Source organism: Gordonia desulfuricans NBRC 100010, from assembly GCF_001485495.1.
Taxonomy (GTDB): domain Bacteria; phylum Actinomycetota; class Actinomycetes; order Mycobacteriales; family Mycobacteriaceae; genus Gordonia; species Gordonia desulfuricans.
In genome coordinates, this window is sequence record NZ_BCNF01000069.1 from 26,591 (window position 1) to 51,348 (window position 24,758).

A 24,758-nucleotide genomic window follows, 5' to 3' on the forward strand; every position below is an offset into this window, starting at 1 on the left:
GCCTGCGGATTCAGGACCTGTGGATTCAGGACCTGCGGGTTCGGGGCCTGCAGGTCAGGCCACCGGAACTCAGACGGCGGCGCGCTGACGGCGCTGCTGCGCCTCGAAGAAGGCCGCCCACGAGGTGACCTCGGGATGCTGACGCAACAGGGCGCGCCGCTGACGTTCGGTCATCCCACCCCAGACACCGAACTCGACGCGGTTGTCGAGCGCATCGGCCCCGCACTGCAGCTGCACCGGGCAGTGCCGGCAGATGGTCGCGGCCTTGCGCTGCGCGGCCCCCCGGACGAACAGGTCGTCGGGATTCTCGCCACGGCACCGCGCCTGCGACACCCAACTCAGACGTGCCTCCCCCACCGATACTGCCGCCGCCGATACTGCCGCTGTCGCCATACCGTCACCCCTGTTCTGTGAATGCCCATCGCCGGACGCCATCGCCCGACGTCGAGTGCTCCCCACCGGAGTCCGGTTCACGAAATCCTCGTCCGGAGGTGATACGTGTGACACGTCTCCGGAACGACTGTTAGGTGAGTCACATTCTGCCCTCAATCTAGGGATCTGTGCTTGTGGCCGCAACCCCTGAACGCGAAAAACTGGCACAACCGTGCATACTTGGCACGAAACCGCAGGTGAAACCCAAGATCGGTGTCCCCCGACCGGACTCCCACCCGTCGGTGACCGGGTGTTCGGGAAATCACACGTATCCTGTCGTGGTGCCAGTCTCGAAGAAGCTCGGGCCGCTCGCTGCCGCGTGTGTCCTCGCCGGTGTGCTCGTAGCCGGTCTCCTCTATCCCGTGGCCAGCGGCGTCGGACTCGTCTCGAACCGCGCCGCGTCGGCGGTGGAGAACGTCTCCTCCGAACTGCTCAACGGCACCCTGCCCGAGGTCACCACCATGACCGACTCGGCCGGCAACCCGATCGCGCTGCTCTTCGACCAGTACCGCTACCAGGTCGGATACAACGACATCTCCCCGGACATGGTCGCGGCGATCATCTCCATCGAGGACCGCCGGTTCCTCGAACACGACGGTGTGGACTGGAAGGGCACGATCCGTGCCGCGCTGAAGAACTCGTCGTCGGGCGAGGTCCAGCAGGGTGCATCGACCCTCGACCAGCAGTACATCAAGAACTATCAGCTGCTCGTGCTGGCCCGGACCGAGGCCGACCGCGAGGCCGCCACCGAGACCACCCCGGCACGCAAGCTGCGCGAGGTCCGGATGGCTCTGACCCTCGAGCAGTCGCTCACCGAGCAGGCCAAGCGCAAGGGCATGTCCGACGCCGCGGCCAAGCAGGAGGCGAAGAAGCAGATCGTCACCCGCTATCTGAACGTGGTGCCGTTCGGCAACAACGCCTACGGCATCGAGGCGGCCTCGCAGGTGTACTTCGGCGTACACGCCAAGGACCTCAAGGTGGAGCAGGCCGCGCTGCTCGCCGGCATGGTGCAGTCGAGCAGCGCGCTGGATCCCTACACCAACCCCGAGGCGGCGCTGGCCCGCCGCAACACCGTGCTCGACACGATGATCCAGAACTTCCCGAACCGCCGGGACGAGCTCACCCAGGCCAAACAGGCACCGCTGGGCATCCTGGCCAAGGCCGACATCCCCACCCAGGGCTGCATCGGCGCCGGCAACAACGGCTTCTTCTGCGACTACGCCCTGCAGTTCCTGGCCGAGAACGGGATCTCCCGGGACTCGGTGATGCGGGGCGGCTTCATCATCAAGACCACGATGGACCCCGCGGTACAGCGATCGGTGCAGCGCGCGGCGCAGGCCCAGGCCAGCCCGCACGCCGACGGCGTGGCCAACGTGATGAGCGCGATCCGCCCGGGCACCACCTCCCACGCGGTGCTCGCGATGGCGTCCAGCCGCAACTACGGCCTCGACCAGGCCGCCGACGAGACCGTCCAACCGCAGCCGTTCTCGCTGGTCGGCGACGGCGCGGGCTCGGTCTTCAAGGTGTTCACCGTCGCCGCCGCGATGGAGCAGGGGCTCGGTACCGGCACCAACATCCCGGTGCCGGGGTTCCTCGCGGTGGAGGGGATGGGCAACAGCGGCGGTTCCAACGGCTGCCCGGCCAACGCCTACTGCGTGAAGAACGACGGCCGCTACCCGGCGTCGATGTCGGTGACGCAGGCGCTCGCGCAGTCCCCGAACACCGCGTTCGTGAACCTCCTCAAGCAGGTGGGCGTCAAACCCACCGTCGACATGGCCGTACGGTTGGGCCTGCGGTCCTACAACACCCCGGGCACGTCGGGGTCCGGGGACAAGAGCATCGCCCAGTACGTCAAGGACGGGAACTTCGGATCGTTCACCCTGGGCCCGCTCCCGGTGAACGGTGTCGAGCTGTCCAACGTGGCGGCCACCCTCGCATCCGGCGGGGTCTGGTGCCCGCCGTCGCCGATCGGGTCGATCAGCACCATCAAGCGCGACGAGAACGGCAACCCGGTGCCCGGCCCGGACGGCAACCCGGTGCTCACCGGGGTCCCGTTCAATCCGCCGGCCTGCGAACGCGTGGTGGAGACCGGCCTGGCCAACACCCTGGCGAACGCCATGAGCGAGGACGACAAGGGTGCGGGCACCTCGGCGGCCGCCGCCGGTGCCATCGGTTGGACCCTGCCCAGCTCGGGCAAGACCGGTACCACCGAGGCGCACCGCTCGTCGGCCTTCCTCGGCTTCACCAACAACATCGCCGGCGCCACCTATGTCTACAGTGACGGCCCCAACCCGTCGGGCATCTGCTCGAGCCCGCTGCGGTCCTGCTACGACGGCAACCTCTACGGCGGTATGGAACCGGCCCGCACCTGGTATCAGGCGATGCTGCCGGTGGCCAACAACTTCGGCCCCACCCAGCTGCCGCCGACCGACCCGCGCTATGTCGCGGGTACCGATCGCGGCCGAATCCCGCAGGTCACCGGCCTGACCGCGAGCGAGGCCACCTCGCGACTGCAGTCGGCGGGATTCAAGGTCACCCAGCTCGAGGTCGACAGCGGCAAGACGCAGGGCACGGTGGTGTTCACCGCGCCGAGCGATTCGGCCCTGCCGGGCAGCACCATCACGATCTATGTGAGCAACGGCCGCCGCGCCGAGGGCCAGGGGTCGGGGCAGCCCACCCAGACGACGGTGCAGGTGCCGGGCGTCGGACCGGTGGTGATCGATCTTCCGGGATGATCGCCTGCACGCGTATCCTGGGCTGATGTCCATCCTCGACTCGAATCCGGTGCAGCGCCTGGATCTTCGCCTGCCGTCGTCGACGATCGCGCGGTCGGCGACCGCGGGGGCCGGTCTCGCGGCCGCCGGGCTGTTCTATTCGACGGTGATCGAGCGCAATGCGTTCACGTTGCGGCACACCACGATGGCCGTCCTCGAGCCCGGGTCGACGCCGTTGCGGGTGTTGCACATCAGCGATCTGCACATGATGCCCGGCCAGCGGCTCAAACAGGCGTGGGTGTCCGAGCTCGACGCCCTGGAACCCGACCTGGTGGTCAACACCGGTGACAACCTCGCCCATCCGCAGGCGGTGCCCGCGGTGATCCAGTCACTCGGTGGTCTGCTGTCGCGGCCGGGTCTGTTCGTCTTCGGGTCCAACGACTACTTCGGCCCCAAGCCGAAGAACCCGTTCAAGTACTTCAAGAAAGACCACAAGCGCACCCACGGTGAGCCGCTGCCCTGGCAGGATCTGCGGGCGGCATTCGTCGAGCGCGGATGGCTGGACACCACCCACACCGTGCGTGAGCTCGAGATCGGCGGAGTGCGGGTGGTGGCGGCCGGGGTCGACGACCCGCACATCGAGCGCGATCGGTACGACACCGTCGCCGGACGTCCCAATCCGCTGGCACACCTGCGGCTGGGACTGACCCATTCACCCGAGCCGCGGGTGCTCGACCGCTTCGCCGACGACGGCTACGACCTGGTCCTGGCCGGTCACACCCACGGCGGCCAGCTGTGCCTGCCGGGCGTCGGCGCACTGGTGACCAACTGCCACATCGACCGGTCCCGGGTGAAGGGTCCCTCGCGCTGGGGTGCGTCGATGCAGCTGCACGTCAGCGCCGGTCTGGGCACCTCCCCCTATGCGCCGGCCCGCTTCTGCTGCCGCCCCGAGGCCAGTCTGCTGACGCTGACCCCGGTCTCGCACGGCGATGCCTCCTTCGACGAGGACCACTCGCTGCCGCAGCTCGCGACCGACGCCCACTGAGCGTGTCGGTGACCACCGCCGATCAGATCAGGGTCCTGGCCTTCGACACCTTCGGCACCGTCGCCGACTGGTTCACCGGTATCCGTGACGCCATGGCCACGGAGTTGCCCGGACACGATGCGGCCGCGTTGACACGGGAGTGGCGCCGCCGGTACGCACCGATCCTGGCCCGGGTGGAGTCCGGTGAGCTGCCCTGGCGTGGTCTCGACGACCTGCAGACCGAGACCTTGCGGGGTGTGCTCGCCGAATCCGGTGTCGCCGCCGACGACGCCACGGTGGCACGTCTGGTGCATGCCTGGCGCACGATTCCCGGCTGGCCGGACTCCGCGCCGGGTCTGGCCCGGCTCCGCCGCCGCTTCACCGTCTGCGCACTGAGCAACGGCAGCGTCGCACTGCTGTCGGAGATGGCCAAGCACAACGACTTCGGCTGGGATGTCATCGGCGCCTCGAATCTGTGGCACCACTACAAACCGGCCCCCGAGACCTACCTCGGACTGGCACGGCTGCTGGAGGTCGAGCCGGCCCAGGTGATGATGGTCGCCACCCATCAGTCCGACCTCGACGCCGCCCGCTCACACGGCCTGCACACCGCCTTCATCGAGCGGCCTGCCGAATGGGGTGGCGACCCGAAGGACGACTCGGGCTCACCGCACAACGACTTCCACGCCCGCGACATCGAGGATCTCGCGACACAACTGGACGTCTGAGCCGGCGCAGACACCGACGCGATCCGGCCGAATCGGTTGCCGGTCAACGGGTTCGATTCCTCCCGTCCGAGCCGGTCTCCGTCGAATCCGGGACGCTCCGGTCGTGACTCCCTGGAGAAACGAGGAGGCCCTGACCGGATTTCTCCGGCCAGGGCCTCTTCTGCTATCTCAACCTAGCGTCGGGGTGGCGGGATTCGAACCCACGACCTCTTCGTCCCGAACGAAGCGCGCTACCAAGCTGCGCCACACCCCGTGTGTGGAACCTCGACTAGGTTACCCCCTACCGGCGCAAAGTATTAAATCGCCTGGTCAGCGGACACTTTGCGACACTTTTGTGCCGACTTGGGCGATATGCCCACAGATGACTTCAGTGCACTCCCCACCTTTACTACGATCAATTCGGACAGCACCGGCGTGTGCACAGCGAAAGGACGTTTCTCATGAGTGAGTCCAACACCGACAAACAGATCAACGCGGCGACCAAGGAAGGCTTCGCGGTCGGCATCTCGATCGTGGCGGCCGCCCTGCTCTTCGTCGCCGGTATCGTCGCCATCTTCCAGGGCATCTCGGCGGTCAACAACGACAACCTGCTGGTCTTCACCGAGGACTACATCTTCGAGTTCAACCTGACCTCGTGGGGCTGGATCCACATCGTGCTCGGCATCATCGCGGTGATCGTGGCCGGCGGTCTGGTGGTGGGCAGCGACTGGGGACGCGTCGCGGCCATCCTGATCGCATCCCTGTCGATCATCGCGCAGTTCCTGTGGCTGCCGTACTACCCGGTGTGGGCGATCATCATCATCATCCTCGACATCATCGTCATCTGGGCGGTGGCCAGCTGGAAGCCGCGCGCCGACGGCCTGTGAGGGCACTGACCTCCAGAGCGTGAAAAACGCCGGGCCGGACGCGATCACCGATCGCGTCCGGCCCGAGTCGTTTCCGCCCCCGGCGTCGTCCCGCCTCAGTCCAAGGCCGCGGCGCTCCTGGCGAAGTCGTGCAGGAACAGTGCCTCGGCGACCGCCATGTTCTCGATCTCGGTCGGGTCCACGCTCTCGTTGGGGGCGTGGATCAGACAGCGCGGCTCCTCCACACCGAACAGCATGATCTCGGCATCGGGGAAGGTCTCGGCGAGCACCGTGCACAACGGGATCGACCCACCCTGCCCCTGCTGCTCCACATCCCGGCCGTATGCGGCGCCCAGCGACCGCGTGAGCGCATCGAATGCGGGTCCCGACGTCGACCCCGAGAACGGCGCACCGATCGCCTCCCGCTCGAACGAGACACGCACATCCCACGGTGCCACCTCGGTCAGGTGGGCGATCAGCGCGTCCTGTGCCGCTTGCGGATCCATCCCCGGCGGCACCCGCAGGTTGATCCGGGCCCGCGCACTCGGCTGCACCGCCGCCGACGACCCGACCACCGGCGGACAGTCGATACCGAGCACCGTGGCAGCCGGCCGCGCCCACACCATCTCCGCGATCTTGCCGGTGCCCAGTACCCCGACACCGTCGAGAACCGTTGCATCACTGCGGAACTGTGCCTCGGGGTAGTCGATGCCGTCCCACGCCTGATCGGTCTCGAGGCCGCGCACGGTGGTGTTGCCGTGCTCGTCGCGCAGTGTCGCGAGCATCGCGATGAGCGCGGCGAGGGCATCCGGCGCCGCACCGCCGAACATGCCGGAATGCATGGCCGAGCCCAGGGTCTCGACACCGACGACGATGTTGGCGATCCCGCGCAGGCTGGTGGTGAGGGTGGGCCGGCCCACCTCGATGTTGCCCGAGTCGAGGATCAGGATGGCGTCGGCGGCCAGCAGCTCCGGATGCTTCGGCACGAAGTCCTCCAGGCCGCCGGAACCCTGCTCCTCCGATCCCTCACCGATGATCTTGACGGTGACCGGCGGGTCGGCGGCCAGCGCCCGCAGGGCGGTCAGGTGAACGGCGATGTTGCCCTTGCAGTCCGCCGCACCGCGCCCGTACCAGCGACCGTCACGTTCGGTCAGCGTCCACGCCGGGGAATCCCACAGGGCCGGGTCGAGGGCCGGCTGCACATCGTGGTGGAAGTAGAGCAGCACCGTCGGCGCGCCGGGCGGTCCGGGGATGTGCCCGGTGACCGCCTGCGACCCGTCGGCGGTGACGTGCGCGGCGACGTCGTGCACCCCGATCTCGGTGAACGCCGTCTGCAGCCACGCGACCATCTCCGCACAGTCCGGCGGTGGCGGCCGGGTGGGGTCGTAGACCGACCCGAAGGCCACCATCTCGGCCAGATCCTGCCTGGCCCTGGGCATCAGCTCGTGTACCCGTGCGCGGATGTCGTCGACATCGGTCCGGTCGGTGTTCTGCTCGCTCACATCGCCTCCTGGTCTCCGCCCCCCATCCTCGCAGGTGTCAGGACACCACGCTCGGACCGTCGTCGAGATCGGCGAGCGGATCGAGTACCGGTCGCGCCGGTTCCGGCAGCCCGGCCAGTCCCGCCGGCTGTCCACCCCCGACGGTCCGCGACCGGTCCCGGAACTCACTCGGGGTGAGTCCGTATCGGCCCCGGAACCGATTGCGCATCGTGGCAACCGAACTGAAGCCGGACAGCCGCGCAACCTCCTCGAGGGTGATCATCCCGGCGCGGACCAGCAGCTCCCGCGCCCGGTCGAGCCGCCGGGAGGTGATCATCGCGGCCACCGAGTCACCGGCCCCGGAGAACTGCCGGTACAGATGCCGCCGGCTGATGTGCAGGTCGCGGGCGATCGAGTCCGCGGAGAAGGAGGGATCGGTGAAGTTCTCCTCGATGAGTTCACGGGTCGCCAGCCGCACCGACATCGCAATGTCGCGCCCGCGGTCCATGTCGTGACCGAAGTTGCTGAGCAGGTTGCGGATCAGGTTGAGTCCGGCCTCCTCGAACTCGGTGTCCACCGAGGCCCGATCGGTCACCGCGGTGTAGCAGAGCCGACGGATGAACTGGGAGGTCGCACGTCCCAGGAGATTGTCGGCGGCGAGCACCCCACCGTCCCAACGACTCCCGCCGATGTCGCCACCGAGCAGGTCGAACGGGATCACCACACCGGTCATGTCACCGGCGGTGGGCATGGTGAGGGTGAGCGGCATGTCGGTCCGCGCAGCCACGAGTTGGCCTGCGGTGTAGGAGTGCTCGTTGCGTCCGTGCCGAGCGACGAACCCACCGGCGATGGTGCGGACGAAGACATAGACGCCCGGTTTCTCGGTACGGCTGATGTGCTCGGCGTCGCGGGAGAAGCTGCAGGGCGTGTAGAGCCCACACAGGCAGTGCATCAACGACAACTCGCGCTGGTAGATCCACGCCTCGAAAGTCCCCGGGTCCCGGCAGTCGAATCGCCAACGGCGTTCTGCAGCAATACCATTGCGCCCTCGCAGATGAGTGACGTCGTCGAGGCCCTTGGCCATCGACAGGCCGATCTCACGACGCCAACGGGCCACGAGGAGCGGATCGAGCCCGTGGTGCTGGGAGATCATCGGACTCCTCCCTCGGGGTCGGTGGACGACGACTCCCCCTGTCGGTGACCGCCGCCCGCCCCCCGCCGGTACTCGTTGGGCGTCATCTCGTACTCCGCCCGGAATCGGTTGCGCAGTGTCGCCGCGGAGGTGAAACCACTCGCGGCCGCGATCGCGTCCAACCCAGCATTCTCCCAGTGCGACAACAATTCCCGAGCACGCTCCAGGCGCCGGGTGGCGATCATCGTGGCCGGTGTCTCGTCGGTGTCGACGAAATGCCGATACAGATGCCGACGACTCATGTGCAGCGCCTTGGCGATGGACTCGGCACCGAAGGCCGGATCGCGGAAGTTCTGCTCGATCAGGGTGCGGGTGGCCTCCCGGACGAACACCGGGCGGTTCTGCAGATCGGCGAACGTGTCGGCGGCCCGACGTTGCCCCACCGCGGCCCGAACCAGGTCGATGGCGGCGAGCTCGGTGTCCGGGTCGACGTCGGCGCCGCGCACCGCGACGTCGTAGGCGAAGTTGCGGATGAACGCCGCCGCGGCACGGGCGAGCGGGGTGTCGGTGACCACCGGCCCCAGTTCCACCTGCCCGACGGTGGCGTCATATCCCAGCAGCTCCAACGGGATCCACAGCCCGGCCAGATCGGCAACGGAATAGGCGGTGTGTTCGTAGGGCAAGTTGTTGTTGACCACCAGCAGGTGGTTGGGGTGTCGGTACGGCAGTTCCTGCCCGTCTTGGCGCAGGACTCCGCCACCGGCGAATGTCTGGGTCCCGACGATGGCGTACTGCGAGGGATACTCGGCGATGAGCGCCGGGTCACGCCGCATCGTGCACGGCGTCCGGATCAGGACGTAGACCAGCAGATCCGAGAGCGGACGCCAGTAGGCCACCTCGTCGAACTCCGTCGGATCGTCGACCACCATCTCCAGCGCGGGGAGATAGTTCGCCAGTCCGTCCACCCCGGTGCGCCGGAACAGCCGGGTCGAGTTGTCGCCGATCGGGTCCAGTGCCCCGATCTGGGTCTGCCAGGCCCGGACTCGATCCGGGGACAGTCGCTGCGAAGTGGGCATGGCGGGATCAGCGTGTCGATCGCGTCCACTGGGGCAGGACGACGAGTGAGGCCACCAGGAAGCACAGCCCACCGATGAAGGTACCGGCGTTGGCAAGGGTGTTGTCGATGGTGTTGCCGTTGGGGGCGATGTAGGAACCGACGGCGGCCACACCGAAGGCCACACATCCGAGGAAGTTGATGACGCCCGACCACCACCCGATCTTGCCCGGGTCCCATGCCTTCGCCGTGTGCGAGTAGGCGACCAGGACCATGACGCCGGAGATGAGGAAGGCCACCGACCCGCCGGCGTCCGGCGACCACACCAGATGCTTCTCGGAGGCGACCGTGTGCGCGGCCAGGGCCGCGGTGGTGGAGACGTTGAACAGGATGGTGCCGAAGGACTGGGTGGACGCGGCGAGCCACTCGGCCCGCACCATGCGGCCCGGCGCGTAGTCGACCGCGACACTCACCGCACCGCTGTTGATCAGCTGGATCATGCCCGCATAGGTGAAGAACCAGGCACCGATGAAGTAGCAGATGTTGGCATTCGACGCGCCCATCCACTCACCGAGCCAGGGCGCCGAACCGAGCGAGAACAGCGCCGACCCGATCATGAAGCCCCAGCACTGCTTGGTCAGCGTCGGGGCGAGGAGCAGCACCTTCCATCGGGGAGTCGGAGCCGCCGAGGACTGGGCGGTCACAGAGGTCATCACATGATCCTGTCGTGCATCAGCGCGTATCCGCGGGGGAAGCCAGGGGAATCGGTCGTCGGTGCGAAAACCCGGTACGGACGAGCGGTGACCGCTCGTCCGTACCGGGTACGACGCTCAGTGATGGAAGTGCGATCCGGTGCCCTCACGCGGCATCGGCGACTCGAGCGCGTCGAGGAACGCGATCTCGCTCTCGATGTCACGCAGCAGTGCGGTGGCCAGGTCGTGGCTCAGGCCCGCCCGGACGACGACGCGCTGCAGGGTCTGGTTCTCCAGGCCCTCGGCGTTCGGGTAGGCCGGGACCAGCCAGCCCTTGAGACGCAGGCGATCCGACAGATCGTAGAGGTTCCACTTGTCGGTGTAGTCCTCCTTCAGACGCCATGCGAACACCGGGATGGTGTCGCCGCGGCTGACCAGCTCGAACGGGCCGAGCTTCTCGATCTGACCCGACAGGTAGGTCGCGACGTCGATCGACCCCTGCTGGATCTGGCGGTAGCCCTCACGGCCCAGACGCAGGAAGTTGTAGTACTGCAGCAGCACCTGCGCGCCGGGGCGCGAGAAGTTCAGGGCCAGGGTGGGCATGTCGCCACCGAGGTAGCTGCAGTGGAAGACCATGCTGTCCGGCAGGGCCTCGGTGTCACGCCAGATGATCCAGCCCAGACCCGGGAACACCAGGCCGTACTTGTGACCGGAGGTGTTGATCGACACCACGCGCGGAACCCGGAAGTCCCACTCCAGCTCGGGCTGGCAGAACGGCGCGACCATGGCACCGGAGGCACCGTCGACGTGGATCTTGATGTCGAGGCCGGTCGACTCCTGGATCGCGTCGAGCTTGGCCGAGATCTCCTTGACCGGCTCGTACAGACCGTTGTAGGTGACACCGACGATCGCGACCACACCGATGGTGTTCTCGTCGACGTACTTCTCGAGCTCGTAACCGTCGAAGACCGGGTGCTCCTCGGAGACCGGCACCCAGCGGGGCTCGACCTCGAAGTAGTTGAGGAACTTCTCCCAGCAGACCTGGACCGCGGTGGAGAGCACCAGGTTCGGCTTCTCGATCGACTTGCCCTCGGCCTTGCGGCGACCCTGCCAGTGTCGCTTGAGCGCCAGACCGCCGAGCATCGCGGCCTCGGACGAACCGATGGTCGAGGTACCGATCGACTTGCTGACGTCCGGGACGTGCCACAGATCGGCGATGATCTTCCAGCACCGGTCCTCGATCGCCGCGGTCTGCGGGTACTCGTCCTTGTCGATCATGTTCTTGTCGTAGGTCTCGGAGTACAGCTTCCGAGCTTCGTCGTCCATCCAGGTGGAGACGAAGGTGGCGAGGTTCAGTCGCGCGTTGCCGTCGAGCATCGCCTCGTCGTGGACGATCTGGTACGCGGTCTCCGGCAGGCTCAGGCCGTCCGGGATGGTGAACTTCGGGAACTCCGTCGCCTCACCCGGTCGGACGAAGACCGGGTTGATGATGTGCGACTCGGTGGAGTTGGTGGTGGCACGCGCATTGGTGTGCTTGGACAAGGCTGCTCCTTGAGTGAGTGATACGAAATCGACGGGGTGTCAGGGCAACTCGTAGCCGAATCAGTGCAGTCCGGAGACCTCCTAGACCTCGACCGGGGGGTACAGACGGTCCATGTTGTACTGCCTGTTTCTTCGTGCCGCGAGTGTCGTGATCGCGAGGAACACGAATATCAGGGCGATCACCACGATCAGCGCCGTCCAGAACCTCTGGTCCACACCGCCGACGGTGAGTTGTCGGAGACCGGTGACGGTATAGGTCATCGGGTCGACCCAGTGGATGTACTGGAAGGGTTTGGTGGTCGTGGGTACCGGATAGATGCCGCCCGCGGAGGTCAGCATGACCATCAGGAAGGCCAGGGTCACCACGCGACCCACGGCTATGTCGAAGACGGCGTCGAACATCTGGATCATCGCCATGAACATGGCGACCATCAACAACATGAAACCGTATGTGGCCCATGGATAGACGGGTTTGAGTCCGATCGCGAACACGGTGACGAGGTAGAGGATCGTCGCCTGCAGGATGCCCACCGCGAAGGTCGGCGCATACGAGGCCAGCACCACGCGGAACGAGTTCAGCCCCTGGGCGATCGGCCGCGCCTGCAGAGGTTTGAACAGCATCCACGCGATGATGCTGCCGACGAACAGCGCGAGTCCGAAGAAGAACGGGGCGAAGCCGGTACCGAAGGTCTTGGCCTCGTTGAGCACGTTCTCCTGCAGCGCGACCGGCTGACCGAGGGTCTTGGCCAGGGCGGCCTTCTGCTGGTCCGACCAGTGCGGGATCATCTTGACCCCTTCGTCGACACCGGTGGCCAGCTGCGCCGTACCGGCCGCCAGCTGGGTGGTGCCGTCGGCGAGCTCGTCGGCACCCGTGCTGAGTTCACCGAGACCGGTGCTCAACTGGTTGGCGCCCGAGCTCAGCTCACCCGCGGCCGAACGCAGGGTCTGGATGTCGTTGCGCAGTCCACCGTTCTCCGACAGCGCGAGCACGGTGCGCAGCGGACTGTTCGGGTTGGACAGCTGCTCGGAGAGTGCGTTGGCGTCGGTGCGGACCTGACTGATCTGGTTGTTCGCGTTCGGGCCGAGCCCCTGGGTGCCGAGGAAGGTCTGCACCGGCGAGAGCGTCTGCGCCAGTGCCCGCATGTTGGGGTCACTGCTGCGCTGCAGCTGGGCGAGCGCCGACGAGACCACCTGGTAGGCCTGCGACTGACCGTTCGCGGCCTGGTTCAGCTGGGTGCTGACCGTGCCGGTGTTGGTGGCCAGGCGATCGGCGGTGGCAGTGAGTTCCGCGGCGGTGATCCCGGTCTGGTCCTGACCGAGTGCGTTGAGCAGCGGGGTGGTGGCCTTGTCGACCACACCGTCGAGCTCGCCGAGGGCACTGGCGAGCTGTCCGGCGCCGTCCTTGGCGGTGACCAGGTTGGTGGCCAGCTCGTGCGCACCGGTGTTGGCGGTCTTCATGCCGCTGTTGAGCTCGTTGACACCGGACTGCACCTGCTTGAGCTTGGGCATCAGTGCGGTGGCCTCGTTGAGCACCACGTCGAAGGTCTGCTGTCCGACCTGCGCCCCGACCTGCTCGATGACCTGCAGCGCCGCGTCCTGACCCATCACGGTGGACAGATAGTTGGTGGCGTCGTTGTAGGTGAAGATCAGCTGTGCCGAGTGCGGGTTGTCGGTGGTCGCCGACGTCAGCGACTCACTGAAGTCCTCCGGCAGCGTGATCGAGAAGTAGTACTTGCCGTCGGAGACGCCTTGCTCCGCTTCCTCCTGGGAGACGAGGTGCAGGTCGAGCTGCTTGGAGTCGACGAGGCCCGTGACCACCTGGTCACCGGCCTTGAGGTCCTTGCCCTCGATGGTGGCGCCACGATCGGCGTTGACCAGGGCTACCGGCAACTTGTTGACGGCGTCGAACGGATTCCAGAACGCCCACAGGTACAGCGCCCCGTACATCAGCGGCATCAGGATGATGACGATGAGTGCGAGTCGGGGCATCCGTCCCCGGTAGTACCTCTTGAAATCGCTACCCGGCGAGAAAGCGGCGAGCATCTGGTCAGTTCCGTTCTTCTTGTTCGAGCTTCACGAACTCGTTGTCGGTCAGATTGTCGACCGTGATCACGTCTCGTAGCTGGAGGTCCGGGAACCCACCGTTGACGTCGGCGGTGATGATGGTCTGCTCGCGGCCGAGATCCACCAGGCGGGCCATCAGTTTGTGTGCGCTGTCGACGCGGGTCAGACGGTCCACACCGCCGACCACCAGCAGCGGTGGCTTGCGCACGTTGGCGACCGCGATGCGGAACAGTGCCGCGGTCAGCTCGGGCAGCTCTTCGACGTAGGCCTCGAGCGTGGGCAGCGAGTAGGGACCGAACACCGGACGGCAGATCCGCTCGAGATCGTCCTGCTTGGCCGGGGCGACCCACTTGTACCAGGGGGCCGCCCACCGGATGGTCTCGGTGACGACGTCGCGGACCCGGATCGTCTGCTCGATCTCGTCGACCTCGTCGATGTAGGCGATGGCGGCCTGCTTGAAGAGGTGCTGCGCGTTGTTGGTGTGCCCGAACGAGTGCAGCTGACCCTTCGACGGCTTCATCCGGCCGGCCAGGGTCAGCAGCAGCGCGGTACGACCGCGTCCGCCCGAGCCGACGAGAACGGTCACACCGCCCGGTCGGACCGAGAACGAGACCGGACCGTAGATATGACCCCAGGAAGCGTTGACCTCGATGTTCTCGGCAACCAGCAGTGGGGTGTCATCCCCACCGCCGGCGATGGGAGCGATCTGCGCGGTGACCGCGGCGTCGCCTCCGTCGGGCAATGTCACGACGTCATACCTTTCTCACCTGCGGACGCAAGGTGTCCCCGGTGCTCCTTGCAACCGGACACCACGGACAATTGGGCCGTGCAAGGATCACCTCGAATATCTAATCTCAGCGAGAGGGCTTGCACCACCGACTAAAGTCACCCGCTGCGGGCGATGCCCCCGGGGCCACAGATCCATGTCGTTTCCGAGGCGCCAACCGGCCCGGGGCGTGCAGGATCGGGTTTCCGCAGGTGAGAGCGAAGTGACGGGGCCAGGGCCGCGAAATCACCCCGGAACAGCACGAATGCAAATCTGAGCATGCTATCACCAAACATGAGACATGGTGAAGCGATCGACGCCAATCGACCCCTTCCTGGCAGTCGACTGGAAAAACCCTGTCGCGAAGCGTGGCACAAAACATGCGGCTTCACGTCACAGATCGCATGGTGTGCGGTGTCGCCACTGTCGGCACGAAAGCCGCAGGTCTCAGTCCTCGTCCGCTGTGTCCCGCACCGGGGCGGACTCACCGGCCGACGCCGTCGCCGCATAGGACTCGGCGAAGGACACCCGCGGCGTCGTGGCGGCATGGAATGCGGCCATCACCACGAAGAACAGCGCCGCCAGACCGAACAGGACCGCGAGCACCAGTGCGACGCCGTGCACGACGGTCAGCACGACGCCGTCACCCCGGGTGACCAGGGCACCGATGGCACCGATCACCGTGGCCATGAGTGCCCAGGCGGCACTGCGCAGCCGCGGCGAGACCGTCGAGGCGAAGAACAGTCGTTGGTAGAGCGTGGTCTCGAACTCGTCGACAGCGGCCAGCCGAACGGCGTCGTCACGGGCGATCTCACGCAGGTCACGTGCCAGAACCGCCCCCTGACGCAACCGATGCGTGTCCCTGCCGACCAAGTACGCGTAGGCCACGACCCCCACGACGACCACGAACCCCACACTCGCGAGCGCATACCCAGAATCCACACGGCCACGCTACCGCGACGTCCCGGGCGACTATGAGGCACGTCACCCACGTGTGTTTGGGGACGAATGGGCAACCGATGTGGGACGAAGAACGGCCAGGAGATGATAACCGGTCGCCCATTCGCCTCAATACTGGGAAAACAGAAGATCAGAGAAGCACACTCGTACGCCGTGCACCCACCGGACGTCCCTTGCACCACCGGGCGATCGGGGCCACGGCCACGAGCACGACCACGCCCAGACCAGACCTGAATCCGCCAGGAGCCGTCGAAGAATGAGTGCCGTCGAACCACGTTCACTGCCCGCCGGAGTTCGCGTCGTCGGGTACGGGACGGTCGTCGAGACCGAGTCGCCAACCGCCGAGACCGAGTCGGGCAGGGGCCGCAGCAGCTGGTGGTTCTTCTGGACCTGGCTGGTGACACCGCACATCGAGTTCGGTGCGATCTACGTCGGCATGATCGTGGTCCTCTATCTGGACATGAGCCTGGTCCAGGCCGTGATCGGCATCCTGCTCGGTACGGCGTTCGGTGCGATCAGCCACGGTGTGCTCACCGCACGCGGGGTCCAGCTCAAGGTCCCGCAGATCGTGCTCGGGCGGTCGGCGTTCGGTGACCTGGGCAGCCTGATCGTCACCACGATGATGGCGATCATCAGCTCGTTCGGCTGGTTCATCGTCAATTCGGTGGTCGCCGGTCTCGCGATCAACTCGTTGTTCGGACTTCCGGTGGTGGCCGGGACCGCGGTCGCCGTCGTGGTCCAGCTGTTCCTCGCCCAGATCGACATCCCGTTCGCCGCGGTGCAGCGGTATCTGTTCCCGCTGATCACCCTGGTCCTGGTGGTCTCGGGCATCATCGGCTTCGTCAAGGCCGATCCCTCGGTCGACGCCGGTCAGCCGTGGAACCTCAACGGACTCATCGCGATCGTCGTCGTCGCGTGTATCGCCTGGGCGTACACCATCGGCTGGAATCCGTATGCGACCGACTACAGCAAGTGGACCCCGGTCAGTGCTTCACCGCGGATGGCCGGTGTGTGCTCGGGACTCGGGCTGTTCATCGCGACCGCATTCCTGATGATCATCGGAACCGCCGCCGCGATCGTCGTGGAGGCCCAGGGCAACGCCGGCGAGTTCAACCCGACCACCCAGTTCACGTCGTTCCTGCCGGACTGGCTGGGGGTGGTGGTCCTGCTGTGTCTGATCGGCGGTTCGTGGACCAACAATGCGATGACGCTGCGATCGGCGCGAACGCTGTTCAACGTCGAAGGTCTCGGGTTCGGTCCCCGGATGGGCAGCCTGCTCGGACCGATCGTGATGACCGTGCTGGCATTCCTGCTCGGCTGGGCCGCCACGAGCGATCTCCCGGCGTCCTACGAGGGCTACATCATGGTGCTCGGCGTGTGGATCGGCCCTTGGGTCAACATCGCGCTCATCGACACCGTGATGCGTCGTAGCGACGACCCGACGGCGCTGCTCTACGACGAACCGTCCTCCAACCGGTGGGGACTGTTCGCCCTGCTGTTCGGTATCTCCGGGTCGATCCTGATCTTCGCGCTGCAGGTCTTCGACGGCGGACGACTCCCCCACGGGGGTGTCTCCTATGCGGCGCTGGGCATGCTGGCCGGGTTCTATCTCTCGGCGGTGGTCTACTCCATCGGCCTCAAACGGCTGCTCAAGGAGAAAGCCGCATCCCGCTCCGGCTAGATCCGCTCGCGGGCCGGATCCGCGTCCTCCCTGACAGGTGCCCTGTCAGGGAGGCGGGAGCCGTCTCAGACGCGCACGGTCAGCGTGTGGTCGATGTTGCCGCGGGTGGCCTTCGAGTACGGGCAGAACGCGTGGGCGGCATCGGCCAGTTCCTTCGCCTTGGCCTCGTCGACACCGGGGATGTAGGTCTCGATCTCGACGACCAGCCCGAAGCCGCCGTCGGCGGGATCCTTGCCGATCCCGACGGTGACGGTCACCGTCGAGTCGTCGGGCACCGGCGAACCGGCCTGCTTGGAGGTCGCACGCAGCGCGCCGAGGAAGCATGCCGAGTAACCGGCCGAGAACAGTTCCTCGGGATTGCTGCCCTCACCGCTGCCGCCCAGTGCGGCCGGCGGACGCAGTTCCAGGTCGATCCGGCCGCTCTCGGACACCACTTCTCCGTCGCGACCGCCACCACTTGCCTTGGACCAGACACGGTATGCCGGTTCGATTGCCATGTTCACTCCCAATCGGATAGTCGGGCGCCGACGGGCGAGTGCGAATGACGGCGCCACCCTCGATCGTGTCAGATCGATCCGGCCGAACACACCGTCGTCGGCGGAATGGCGTCCCACCGGCACAGATCGCCGGCCGGGGACTCGGTCAGGAGTCGCGGCAGTCCGGGCAGAGTCCCCAGAAGGTCACCTCGGCCTCGTCGACCAGATAGCCGTGGTCGTCGTCGGGGTCGAGGCAGGGTGCTCGGCCCACGACGCAATCGATGTCGACGATCTGACCGCAGGCGCGGCACACCAGGTGATGGTGGTTGTCGTCGGTGCGGGCCTCGTAGCGGACCGCCGAGCCGGCCGGTTCGATCCGGCGGAGCAGGCCGTGTTCGGCACAGGCGTGCAGCACGTCGTAGATGGTCTGGGTGGAGACGGCACCGAGCCGTTCACGCACCCCGGTGGCGACGATGTCGGCGGTCGCGTGGGGATGTTCCTGCAAGACCTCGAGCACGGCCAGCCGGGGTGCGGTCACCCGCAGACCCGCCGCACGGAGTTGTTGTCGGAAGTCGAGCTCGCCTTGCATGCACTCCAGCTTAACCCTTTCCGGAACCAGTCCAGTCTGGAGTGGGCTTCGGCACACCCTTCAGCGTGCGCGCAACATCCGCGACGGCCGCATCCGCGTGGATTCCGGCAACCAGCGGTCGACGACGCGGCGCAGGGTCATCACCCCCGCCACGATCAGCAGCGCGAACTGCAGCCAGCCCAGTACCGCCGCCCCCGACCACAGGCCCGGGTAGTCGAAGAACAGGTCGATCCCGACCGGGATGCACAGCAGGTGCACCACCACGATCGTGAGGAAGAAGTTGCGGCAGTTGCGGCTGTGGCGGGACGCCGCGGCGACCAGGAACAGGTACTCCCCGATCGGCAGCACCACCATCACCACCAATGCCACCACCGGCAGGACGGCGGCATAGGTGTCGATCTGGCCGTCGGTCGGCTGGCCCTTCGGGGCCGCGACCGCATCGGTGAGCATGCGCGACCGCAACATGTCGCCGATCGCCGACCGGTCGACGATCCCGTAGACCCACACCACCAGACCGGCGATCGCCGATCCCCACCAGGCCACCCGGGCGTGCACCGCGAGCGCCGTGGGCGCCGGACCCGGGTCGGCGGGCCGACCCGGGTACAGGTTCGCCTCGTCCTTGTCCCGGGATCTGCGTTGCAGCTGCGCGAAGTCCTCCGCATCCAGCTCCGCCTGGGTGGGGATGTGTTCGGGATCTGACCGATCGGTGGGATCGGTGGGGTCGGTCATGACTGCATTGTCCTCCCGTCCCCGCTGATGGCGAGCATCCGCCCGATGGTCGCCTGCCACATCGTGCCGTCGGCGGCGATGGTCCCGGTCAGCTCGAGCGGTTCGTCGGCGGGTGCGACCCCCACCTGACTGCTGACCACCCGGCGTCCGGTCGCGAAGTCGGTGGCGAGGTAGTAGACGGGTCCGGCCTGCTGGATCGCGCCCGGGACATACCGGCCGTAGCCGAGCCCGTGGATCAGTCCGTCGGCGCGGGACAGGCGAGGCAACGACGCGAACCGGTCACCGTTCTCCCACACCCGACGGCAGCCGGTGGGGCTCACGTCGATGCGGGTGGACCCGCCGGTGAATCCGGCATCCGACGGTTGCGACGGCCCGGTCACCGCCATCGGCGGGTACTGGTAGCCGTAGGTACTCGGGATGACCAGTGAGTTCCCCCAGGCCATCGGCGAGTTCTCGGTGCCCTGTCCGGAGGTGCCGAACGCCGGCATCCGGCAGACCAGCCTGCCGGTGTCGCTCTCCCGCACGATCAGCGAGGGCCGCGGATCGGCGTTGTCGACGATCGCCACCCAGCCGTCACCGCCCGGGCCGAAGTAGGTCGGCGTGGTACCCGACCCCCAGGTGAGCTGCCCCGGACGCCGGGCGGGACCGCGGTCATAGGCCTTGCGCCACACCGCCTCCGGGGTGCCATCGGCTCGTGTCCACATCTCGTACAGGGCATGGGTGGTGAGCACCGAGACTCCCCCGGGCCGCACACTGAGACCGTTGCCGAGCTGTTCACCGGCCGGCAGGTGCATCGACCGGACGTCACGGTCGGCGCCGACGGTCCCGATCACCCCGTTCGTGGTGGCAAACCAGATGCGGCCCTGGCGATCCGGGGCCAGGCCCGTCACGGCGTCCCCCGCCGGGATGTGCGCCGAGACGTCCACCCGATCGTCGACGTAGACCTGATAACCCTGGGCGGTGCGTCGATGTCCCACGAACAGAACAGAATTCGACCCATCGGCCACCACCACCCGGTTCCGGCCGTCGAGATAGCCGTACACACCGCCGAGCAGACCCCCCTTGCGCAGGTCGACGCTCGCCACCGGCGCCGCGGTGCGCGGGTCGAACAACACCACCGACGGCACCGCGAACCCACCGGTCCGCGGATCGCCGATGAACTTGGTGCACAACGACACCGGCATTCCGTCACTGCCGATGAAGGTCGCCGCGCAGGCCCCGCCCGGAGCCGACGAACCCCGAACCCGGGCCCGGAGTCCGGGTCCCGGGTTCGGGGTGGAGTCGGTGGATGCGAGGTCGCCGTGCATCAGCGAGGTACCCACCGGTCCGAGGATCGGGGCACCCGGATCGGCGGGGGCGGTGGTGGGCTCGGCAGCGGCCGGGGCCATCACCGCAGCCGAGAGCGTGACCGCCGCCATCATCGCGGCCACGAGCGTCGCCACCCCGGGACCCGTCACGCGTGTGGTGCCGGTCACGGCCGTGGCCCCGAACAGCCTTCGCCCGTGGGCCTTTCGCCACAACAGCTTCTGTTCACGTCTTCCGGTCCCCGACCGCCACTGCATCATCTCCCCAGTATCAGCGATCCAGTTCGGTGAGCAAGAAGTTCGTCGCCGGCAGGAGTGTGGTGAGCATCGGCAAGGTGTGGTTGATCACCAGGCCCGGGAAGATCGGCGGGATGGTGTTGGTGATCAGCCGGACGTCGGCGCCCTGCGCCTTCCAGTCCCGGTAGAGCTGGTTGACCTGGCCGTTCGGGATGACGTCGTCGGCGACGCCGCCCTCGAGCAGCACCGGGGCGTTGGGCTTGAGTCGCCCGATCCGCTGGTCGTCGACCACCTTCTGCACCTCCGGATGCGCCTTGATCACCGACGAGAGCGGTTGTCCGGTGCGTGTCCAGGATTTGGTTCGCTGGAATCCGAAAGACAGGGCGGTGTCACCGATGCACTGGGTGGACAGTCGCTCGAGCGCGTTCTTGCCCACGGCGTTGGTCTCGCGCTGCACGACGTCCTTCACCACCGGGTAGCGGGCCTGCAGTCCGTTGATCGCATAGCCGATACCGCCGGAGATCGCGGTGCCGTCGATCTGGTCGATCACCTTGGCCAGGTCGGCCGGCGGCGCACCCGCATAGGTGGCCTTCACGTTGAGGTCCTTCGCGTAGGTGCCGGCGAGCTCGGCCGCCGACGCCGCGGCGCCGCCGCCCTGCGAGTAGCCGGAGAAGGCGACCGGGGCGTCGGCCGGCGCACCCGACACGCGCAGTGCGGCGCGCGCGGCGTCGAGCATGGCGTGGCCGGATTCGGCGCGGTTGACGTAGGTGTGCACGCCGGGGGTGCCCATGCCGATGTAGTCGGTGATGGTCACCCGCACCCCGTTGAGCAGCAGCAGGTACATGTCGGGGGCGGTGTAGTTGACCGCGATGCTCGGCTTGGTGACGTCGATGGCCATCGGCAGCGCCATCATCTTGGAGCCGGCGCACTGGTCCCCCTGGCCGACGGTGCCCGGGCCGATCACCACGGTGGGCCGCGGACCGCGACCGCGCCACGGGGCGGTCGGCTCGATGACGGTGCCGGTCACCGCGGCGGGCGATCCGTCCTGGTACTGCGAGGTGTACATGATCCGGGTCGCGGTGCCCGGCCACTGGTTGGGCACCCCGGGGATCTGCAGCAGCAGCGGCGACGGCTGGCTTCGGATGATCGATCCCGGCGTCGGGTCGAACGATGCCGGCGGTGTGTAGAAGTCGGCCGCCTGGGCCTGCCCGGCGGCCGCGGTCAGGCCGGTGCCGACCACCGCACCTGCGGTGAGCACCGCCGCCCAGCGCCGGGTCCAGCTGCCCGACCCACCCCGGCGTGACCGGGCCGTCCGTGTAGAGGAGTTCCCCCGAAACTTCGTCATGAACCGTAACCTACCGCACAGTAGGGTCGGGGTGTGTGACGAGGGTCGCGTTCACCGCGTCATCGTGTCAGATGCATCGTGTTCGATGACGCGGCGAACGATCGGACGGCCGGGCGCCGCCTCAGACGAACACCCCGATCGCCGACACCACGATCAGACCGGTCACCGACAGGATCGTCTCCATCGCCGACCATGTCTTGAAGGTCTGGCCGACCGTCATCCCGAAATACTCCTTGACCAGCCAGAACCCGGCGTCGTTGACGTGCGAGAGGAAGACCGAGCCGGCGCCGATCGCCAGCACGACGAGCGAGATCTGGGTAGACCCCAGGCCGTCGACCAGGCCGAGCATCAACGACGACGCGGTGATGGTGGCGACGGTCGCCGAGCCGGTGGCGACGCGGATCAGGGCCGCGAGCACCCAACCGAGCAGGATCACCGAGATGTTGGCGGCCGACGCCCAGTCGGCGAGCTGGGTGCCGATGCCGGTGTCGACGAGGACCTGTTTGAAGCCGCCGCCGGCAGAGACGATCAGCAGGATGCCGGCGATCGCGGGCAGCGCCGACCCCACACAGGACGAGATCTCGTCGCGGCCCATGCCGGACCCACGGCCCAGGGTGATCATCGCGACGAGCACCGCGATCAGCAGGGCGATGAGCGGGGTGCCCAGGACGTCGAGGATCTGCCGCAGCCACTGTCCGTCGTCGAGGAAGATCTCGGCGAGCGCCTTGCCCAGCATCAGCACCACCGGCAGCAGGATGCTGGTCAGGGTGATCCCGAAACCCGGCCGTCGGCGGGGCGTGTCACCGTCGGACCCGGCGGCTGCGCCGGAACCGGCGGTGCCGGGGTCGGCGTCGAAGGTGTGCGGTGCCTCGACGGGGACCCACCGCCCGGCGAGTGAGCCGAACAGCGGACCGGCGACGATGATCGTCGGGATCGCCACGGCCACACCGAGGGCCAGGGTGAGACCGAGGTCGGCGCCGAGGGCGTCGATCGCGACCAGCGGACCGGGGTGCGGCGGCACGAAGCCGTGCATCGCCGACAGTCCGGCCAGCGCCGGGATACCGATCGGGATCAGGCCGATCCCCGAGCGCCGCGACACCAGGTAGATGACCGGCATCAGCAGCACCAGGCCGATCTCGAAGAACATCGGCAGGCCGATCACCGCGCCGACCAGCGCCATCGCCCACGGCAGCATCCGCGGGCTCGCATGTCCGACGATGGTGTCGACGATCTCGTCGGCACCCCCGGAGTCGGCGAGCAGTTTCGCGAACATCGCGCCGAGGGCGATCAGGATGCCCACCCCGGCCGCGGTGGACCCGAAGCCCGTGGTGAACGAGTCGAGCACGGTCGGAACCGATTCTCCGGCAACGATTCCCACGGTGGCCGCACCGAGGATGAGCGCGAGGAACGGGTGGATCTTGACCCAGGTGATCAGGACGACGATCACCGCGATACCGGCGAGTGCGGCCAGCACGAGATGCCAGCCGGAGCCCACGGGTTCGGGCAGATCGGTGCCCGCGGCGAGCACGGCGGTGTGGTTCATCGGGTTCCTCCGGCGATCTCGGGCGCGGCCACGACGCGTTCGACGATGGCGTCGACGTTGCGGTCGACGTCGACCACCACGCCACGCTCGTCGGCACCGAGGTCTTCGAGGGTGTCGAACTGCGAGGCGAGCAGCGACGTCGGCATGAAGTGCCCGGGTCGGGTCGCCTGGCGTGCCGCGATCACCTCGGGCGTGCCGGTGAGGTGGACGAAGACGACGTCGGGGCATGCCGCGCGAAGCCGGTCACGGTAGATGTGGCGCAACGCCGAGCAGCTCATCACGCCACCTTCGCGGTGTTCGGCGAGCCAGCGGCCGATGTCGTCGAGCCAGGGCCCGCGGTCGGCGTCGGTGAGCGGTTCACCGGCGCTCATCTTGGCGATGTTGGCCGGCGAGTGGAAGTCGTCGGCGTCGGCGAAAGGCACGCGCAGTCGCTGCGCCAGGGCCGCGCCGACCGTGGACTTCCCGCTCCCCGACACCCCCATGACCACCACTGGTCCGCTCATCACCACTCCTCACGTCGATGTGCTGGTGGTCACATATCCTGACTCAAACGTATGACTATTGCAAGTACTTCTTCATAGACGTATGCCTTTACCCGATGCGGGGCGGTAATGAGAAGATGAAAAGGTGACCCAGGACACCAGCCCCGGAGCCTTGCACGACCACGTGCTCACCACAGTCGGCACCCGTATCGCGACCGGTGCCCTCACCGAGGGCGACGTACTGACGCTGGACGGGATCTGCACCGAGTACGCGGTGTCGCGGACCCTCGCCCGCGAGGCCATCCGGGTGCTGGAGTCGATGGGCCTGGTCACCTCACGCCGCCGGGTGGGGATCACCGTGCAGCCCGCCACCCACTGGAACGTCTTCGACCCCCGGCTGATCCGGTGGCGCCTCGACGGCGACGGGCGGGCCGAGTTCCTGGTGACGTTGTCGGAGTTGCGCCGCGGTGTGGAACCCGCGGCCGCAGCGCTGGCCGCCGAACGCGGCGACGACCACCACTGCCGGGTGCTCGCCGCAGCGGCATCCGACATGGCGATCGCCGCCCGGACCGGAGATCAGCAGTCATATCTACTGGCCGACAAGCTCTTTCACCAGAACCTCCTGGCCGCGGGGGGAAATGAGATGTTCCGCGCCCTGACCGGGGTGGTGGACGAGGTGCTGGCCGGACGCACCCATCACGGGATGATGCCGGAGACCCCCAATCCGGTGGCGATCGCACTGCACGACGACGTCGCCCGCGCCATCCGCCTCGGCGATCCCGGGGCCGCCGAGACTGCGATGCGCGCGATCGTCGACGAGGCCGCACAAGCCGTCCACGACCGCCCCACCACCGACTGAAGACCACCGGCTGTCCAGTCGGATGCCACGGATGGTCGAGCCGGACGCCGCCATGGATGGTCGAGCCGGGACCGAGCCC

22 protein-coding genes and 1 tRNA gene are annotated in these 24,758 nt (G+C 67.4%); 6 read left to right on the forward strand and 17 right to left on the reverse strand.

Features of this window, described 5'->3' with window-relative positions; all coding sequences use genetic code 11:
• Positions 1 to 69: 69 nt before the first annotated feature.
• Complete coding sequence (locus GD1_RS12195) at positions 70 to 393, reverse strand: WhiB family transcriptional regulator (RefSeq protein ID WP_053777471.1); 324 nt, start codon at positions 391 to 393, stop codon at positions 70 to 72.
• A 320-nt stretch (positions 394 to 713) separates the two neighbouring features.
• Here GD1_RS12195 and GD1_RS12200 point away from each other — a divergent pair, with 320 nt between their 5' ends.
• The 3 genes from GD1_RS12200 to GD1_RS12210 are packed head-to-tail and all read left to right on the forward strand — an operon-like array spanning position 714 to position 4,898.
• Positions 714 to 3,167: a penicillin-binding protein gene (locus GD1_RS12200; protein WP_053777504.1), complete on the forward strand. Its 2,454-nt coding sequence runs from the start codon at positions 714 to 716 to the stop codon at positions 3,165 to 3,167.
• A gap of 25 nt (positions 3,168 to 3,192) precedes the next feature.
• Positions 3,193 to 4,191: a metallophosphoesterase gene (locus tag GD1_RS12205; RefSeq protein WP_020790325.1), complete on the forward strand. Its 999-nt coding sequence runs from the start codon at positions 3,193 to 3,195 to the stop codon at positions 4,189 to 4,191.
• A gap of 8 nt (positions 4,192 to 4,199) precedes the next feature.
• Positions 4,200 to 4,898 (forward strand): haloacid dehalogenase type II, encoded by a 699-nt coding sequence (locus GD1_RS12210; RefSeq protein ID WP_373855319.1) that lies wholly within the window; start codon positions 4,200 to 4,202, stop codon positions 4,896 to 4,898.
• 179 nt (positions 4,899 to 5,077) lie between these two features.
• Here GD1_RS12210 and GD1_RS12215 read toward each other — a convergent pair.
• Positions 5,078 to 5,151 (reverse strand) — tRNA-Pro (locus GD1_RS12215).
• A 187-nt stretch (positions 5,152 to 5,338) separates the two neighbouring features.
• On the opposite strand from GD1_RS12215, the gene GD1_RS12220 reads away from it, so the two are divergent.
• The gene (locus GD1_RS12220) at positions 5,339 to 5,764 is read left to right on the forward strand and encodes a DUF7144 family membrane protein (RefSeq protein ID WP_053777473.1); all 426 of its coding nucleotides are present in this window, start codon (positions 5,339 to 5,341) and stop codon (positions 5,762 to 5,764) included.
• 95 nt (positions 5,765 to 5,859) lie between these two features.
• On the opposite strand, the gene GD1_RS12225 is transcribed toward GD1_RS12220, so the two are convergent.
• The 8 genes from GD1_RS12225 to GD1_RS12260 all read right to left on the reverse strand — a co-directional run bounded on the left by GD1_RS12225 (position 5,860) and on the right by GD1_RS12260 (position 15,416).
• The gene (locus GD1_RS12225) at positions 5,860 to 7,245 is read right to left on the reverse strand and encodes a dipeptidase (RefSeq protein ID WP_280513265.1); all 1,386 of its coding nucleotides are present in this window, start codon (positions 7,243 to 7,245) and stop codon (positions 5,860 to 5,862) included.
• A gap of 37 nt (positions 7,246 to 7,282) precedes the next feature.
• Entirely contained in the window at positions 7,283 to 8,377 is a 1,095-nt protein-coding gene (locus GD1_RS12230) for a helix-turn-helix domain-containing protein (protein ID WP_059037220.1), read from the reverse strand.
• Entirely contained in the window at positions 8,374 to 9,432 is a 1,059-nt protein-coding gene (locus GD1_RS12235) for a helix-turn-helix domain-containing protein (protein ID WP_059037221.1), read from the reverse strand. The genes GD1_RS12230 and GD1_RS12235 overlap by 4 nt, the downstream gene beginning before the upstream one ends.
• Before the next feature lie 7 nt (positions 9,433 to 9,439).
• Positions 9,440 to 10,123: a hypothetical protein gene (locus GD1_RS12240; RefSeq protein ID WP_059037222.1), complete on the reverse strand. Its 684-nt coding sequence runs from the start codon at positions 10,121 to 10,123 to the stop codon at positions 9,440 to 9,442.
• 117 nt (positions 10,124 to 10,240) lie between these two features.
• Positions 10,241 to 11,644, reverse strand: coding sequence for a glutamate decarboxylase (gene gad / locus GD1_RS12245; protein WP_059037223.1), 1,404 nt, complete (start codon positions 11,642 to 11,644; stop codon positions 10,241 to 10,243).
• Between the two features lie 81 nt (positions 11,645 to 11,725).
• A complete protein-coding gene (locus GD1_RS12250) occupies positions 11,726 to 13,687 on the reverse strand; it encodes a YhgE/Pip domain-containing protein (RefSeq protein WP_020790961.1) in 1,962 nt (653 codons plus the stop codon).
• A 4-nt stretch (positions 13,688 to 13,691) separates the two neighbouring features.
• Positions 13,692 to 14,450, reverse strand: a complete 759-nt coding sequence (locus GD1_RS12255) for an ATP-binding cassette domain-containing protein (RefSeq protein WP_059037234.1) — start codon at positions 14,448 to 14,450, stop codon at positions 13,692 to 13,694.
• Positions 14,451 to 14,921: 471 nt separating this feature from the next.
• A complete protein-coding gene (locus GD1_RS12260) occupies positions 14,922 to 15,416 on the reverse strand; it encodes a hypothetical protein (protein ID WP_059037224.1) in 495 nt (164 codons plus the stop codon).
• 274 nt (positions 15,417 to 15,690) lie between these two features.
• Between GD1_RS12260 and GD1_RS12265 the strand changes: the two genes are divergently transcribed.
• The gene (locus GD1_RS12265) at positions 15,691 to 17,115 is read left to right on the forward strand and encodes a purine-cytosine permease family protein (RefSeq protein ID WP_059037225.1); all 1,425 of its coding nucleotides are present in this window, start codon (positions 15,691 to 15,693) and stop codon (positions 17,113 to 17,115) included.
• Positions 17,116 to 17,180: 65 nt separating this feature from the next.
• Here the strand turns inward: GD1_RS12265 and GD1_RS12270 are convergent, their stop codons facing one another.
• The 7 genes from GD1_RS12270 to GD1_RS12300 form a co-directional block, all read right to left on the reverse strand.
• Positions 17,181 to 17,612 carry an organic hydroperoxide resistance protein gene (locus tag GD1_RS12270; protein ID WP_053777510.1) on the reverse strand — a complete coding sequence of 144 codons (432 nt, stop codon included), beginning with the start codon at positions 17,610 to 17,612 and terminating at the stop codon, positions 17,181 to 17,183.
• A gap of 145 nt (positions 17,613 to 17,757) precedes the next feature.
• Positions 17,758 to 18,180, reverse strand: a complete 423-nt coding sequence (locus tag GD1_RS12275; RefSeq protein WP_020790957.1) for a Fur family transcriptional regulator — start codon at positions 18,178 to 18,180, stop codon at positions 17,758 to 17,760.
• 60 nt (positions 18,181 to 18,240) lie between these two features.
• Positions 18,241 to 18,909, reverse strand: a complete 669-nt coding sequence (locus tag GD1_RS12280; RefSeq protein ID WP_059037226.1) for a hypothetical protein — start codon at positions 18,907 to 18,909, stop codon at positions 18,241 to 18,243.
• Positions 18,906 to 20,330: a hypothetical protein gene (locus GD1_RS12285; protein ID WP_202926893.1), complete on the reverse strand. Its 1,425-nt coding sequence runs from the start codon at positions 20,328 to 20,330 to the stop codon at positions 18,906 to 18,908. The genes GD1_RS12280 and GD1_RS12285 overlap by 4 nt, the downstream gene beginning before the upstream one ends.
• A gap of 154 nt (positions 20,331 to 20,484) precedes the next feature.
• Positions 20,485 to 21,795 carry a lipase family protein gene (locus GD1_RS12290; protein WP_083534131.1) on the reverse strand — a complete coding sequence of 437 codons (1,311 nt, stop codon included), beginning with the start codon at positions 21,793 to 21,795 and terminating at the stop codon, positions 20,485 to 20,487.
• Positions 21,796 to 21,916: 121 nt separating this feature from the next.
• The gene (locus GD1_RS12295) at positions 21,917 to 23,338 is read right to left on the reverse strand and encodes a GntP family permease (RefSeq protein ID WP_059037228.1); all 1,422 of its coding nucleotides are present in this window, start codon (positions 23,336 to 23,338) and stop codon (positions 21,917 to 21,919) included.
• Positions 23,335 to 23,841, reverse strand: a complete 507-nt coding sequence (locus tag GD1_RS12300) for a gluconokinase (protein WP_059037236.1) — start codon at positions 23,839 to 23,841, stop codon at positions 23,335 to 23,337. The genes GD1_RS12295 and GD1_RS12300 overlap by 4 nt, the downstream gene beginning before the upstream one ends.
• A gap of 124 nt (positions 23,842 to 23,965) precedes the next feature.
• Here GD1_RS12300 and GD1_RS12305 point away from each other — a divergent pair, with 124 nt between their 5' ends.
• Positions 23,966 to 24,679: a FadR/GntR family transcriptional regulator gene (locus GD1_RS12305; RefSeq protein ID WP_059037229.1), complete on the forward strand. Its 714-nt coding sequence runs from the start codon at positions 23,966 to 23,968 to the stop codon at positions 24,677 to 24,679.
• Positions 24,680 to 24,758: the final 79 nt, after the last annotated feature.

Coding starts and splice junctions, on each gene's coding strand:
- GD1_RS12195 (WP_053777471.1), bottom strand. CDS start 393: ATGGCGACAGCGGCAGTATCGGCGGCGGCAGTATCGGTGGGGGAGGCA.
- GD1_RS12205 (WP_020790325.1), top strand. CDS start 3,193: ATGTCCATCCTCGACTCGAATCCGGTGCAGCGCCTGGATCTTCGCCTG.
- GD1_RS12220 (WP_053777473.1), top strand. CDS start 5,339: ATGAGTGAGTCCAACACCGACAAACAGATCAACGCGGCGACCAAGGAA.
- GD1_RS12230 (WP_059037220.1), bottom strand. CDS start 8,377: ATGATCTCCCAGCACCACGGGCTCGATCCGCTCCTCGTGGCCCGTTGG.
- GD1_RS12235 (WP_059037221.1), bottom strand. CDS start 9,432: ATGCCCACTTCGCAGCGACTGTCCCCGGATCGAGTCCGGGCCTGGCAG.
- GD1_RS12240 (WP_059037222.1), bottom strand. CDS start 10,123: ATGACCTCTGTGACCGCCCAGTCCTCGGCGGCTCCGACTCCCCGATGG.
- GD1_RS12250 (WP_020790961.1), bottom strand. CDS start 13,687: ATGCTCGCCGCTTTCTCGCCGGGTAGCGATTTCAAGAGGTACTACCGG.
- GD1_RS12265 (WP_059037225.1), top strand. CDS start 15,691: ATGAGTGCCGTCGAACCACGTTCACTGCCCGCCGGAGTTCGCGTCGTC.
- GD1_RS12270 (WP_053777510.1), bottom strand. CDS start 17,612: ATGGCAATCGAACCGGCATACCGTGTCTGGTCCAAGGCAAGTGGTGGC.
- GD1_RS12275 (WP_020790957.1), bottom strand. CDS start 18,180: ATGCAAGGCGAGCTCGACTTCCGACAACAACTCCGTGCGGCGGGTCTG.
- GD1_RS12280 (WP_059037226.1), bottom strand. CDS start 18,909: ATGACCGACCCCACCGATCCCACCGATCGGTCAGATCCCGAACACATC.
- GD1_RS12285 (WP_202926893.1), bottom strand. CDS start 20,330: ATGATGGCGGCGGTCACGCTCTCGGCTGCGGTGATGGCCCCGGCCGCT.
- GD1_RS12290 (WP_083534131.1), bottom strand. CDS start 21,795: ATGACGAAGTTTCGGGGGAACTCCTCTACACGGACGGCCCGGTCACGC.
- GD1_RS12295 (WP_059037228.1), bottom strand. CDS start 23,338: ATGAACCACACCGCCGTGCTCGCCGCGGGCACCGATCTGCCCGAACCC.
- GD1_RS12300 (WP_059037236.1), bottom strand. CDS start 23,841: ATGAGCGGACCAGTGGTGGTCATGGGGGTGTCGGGGAGCGGGAAGTCC.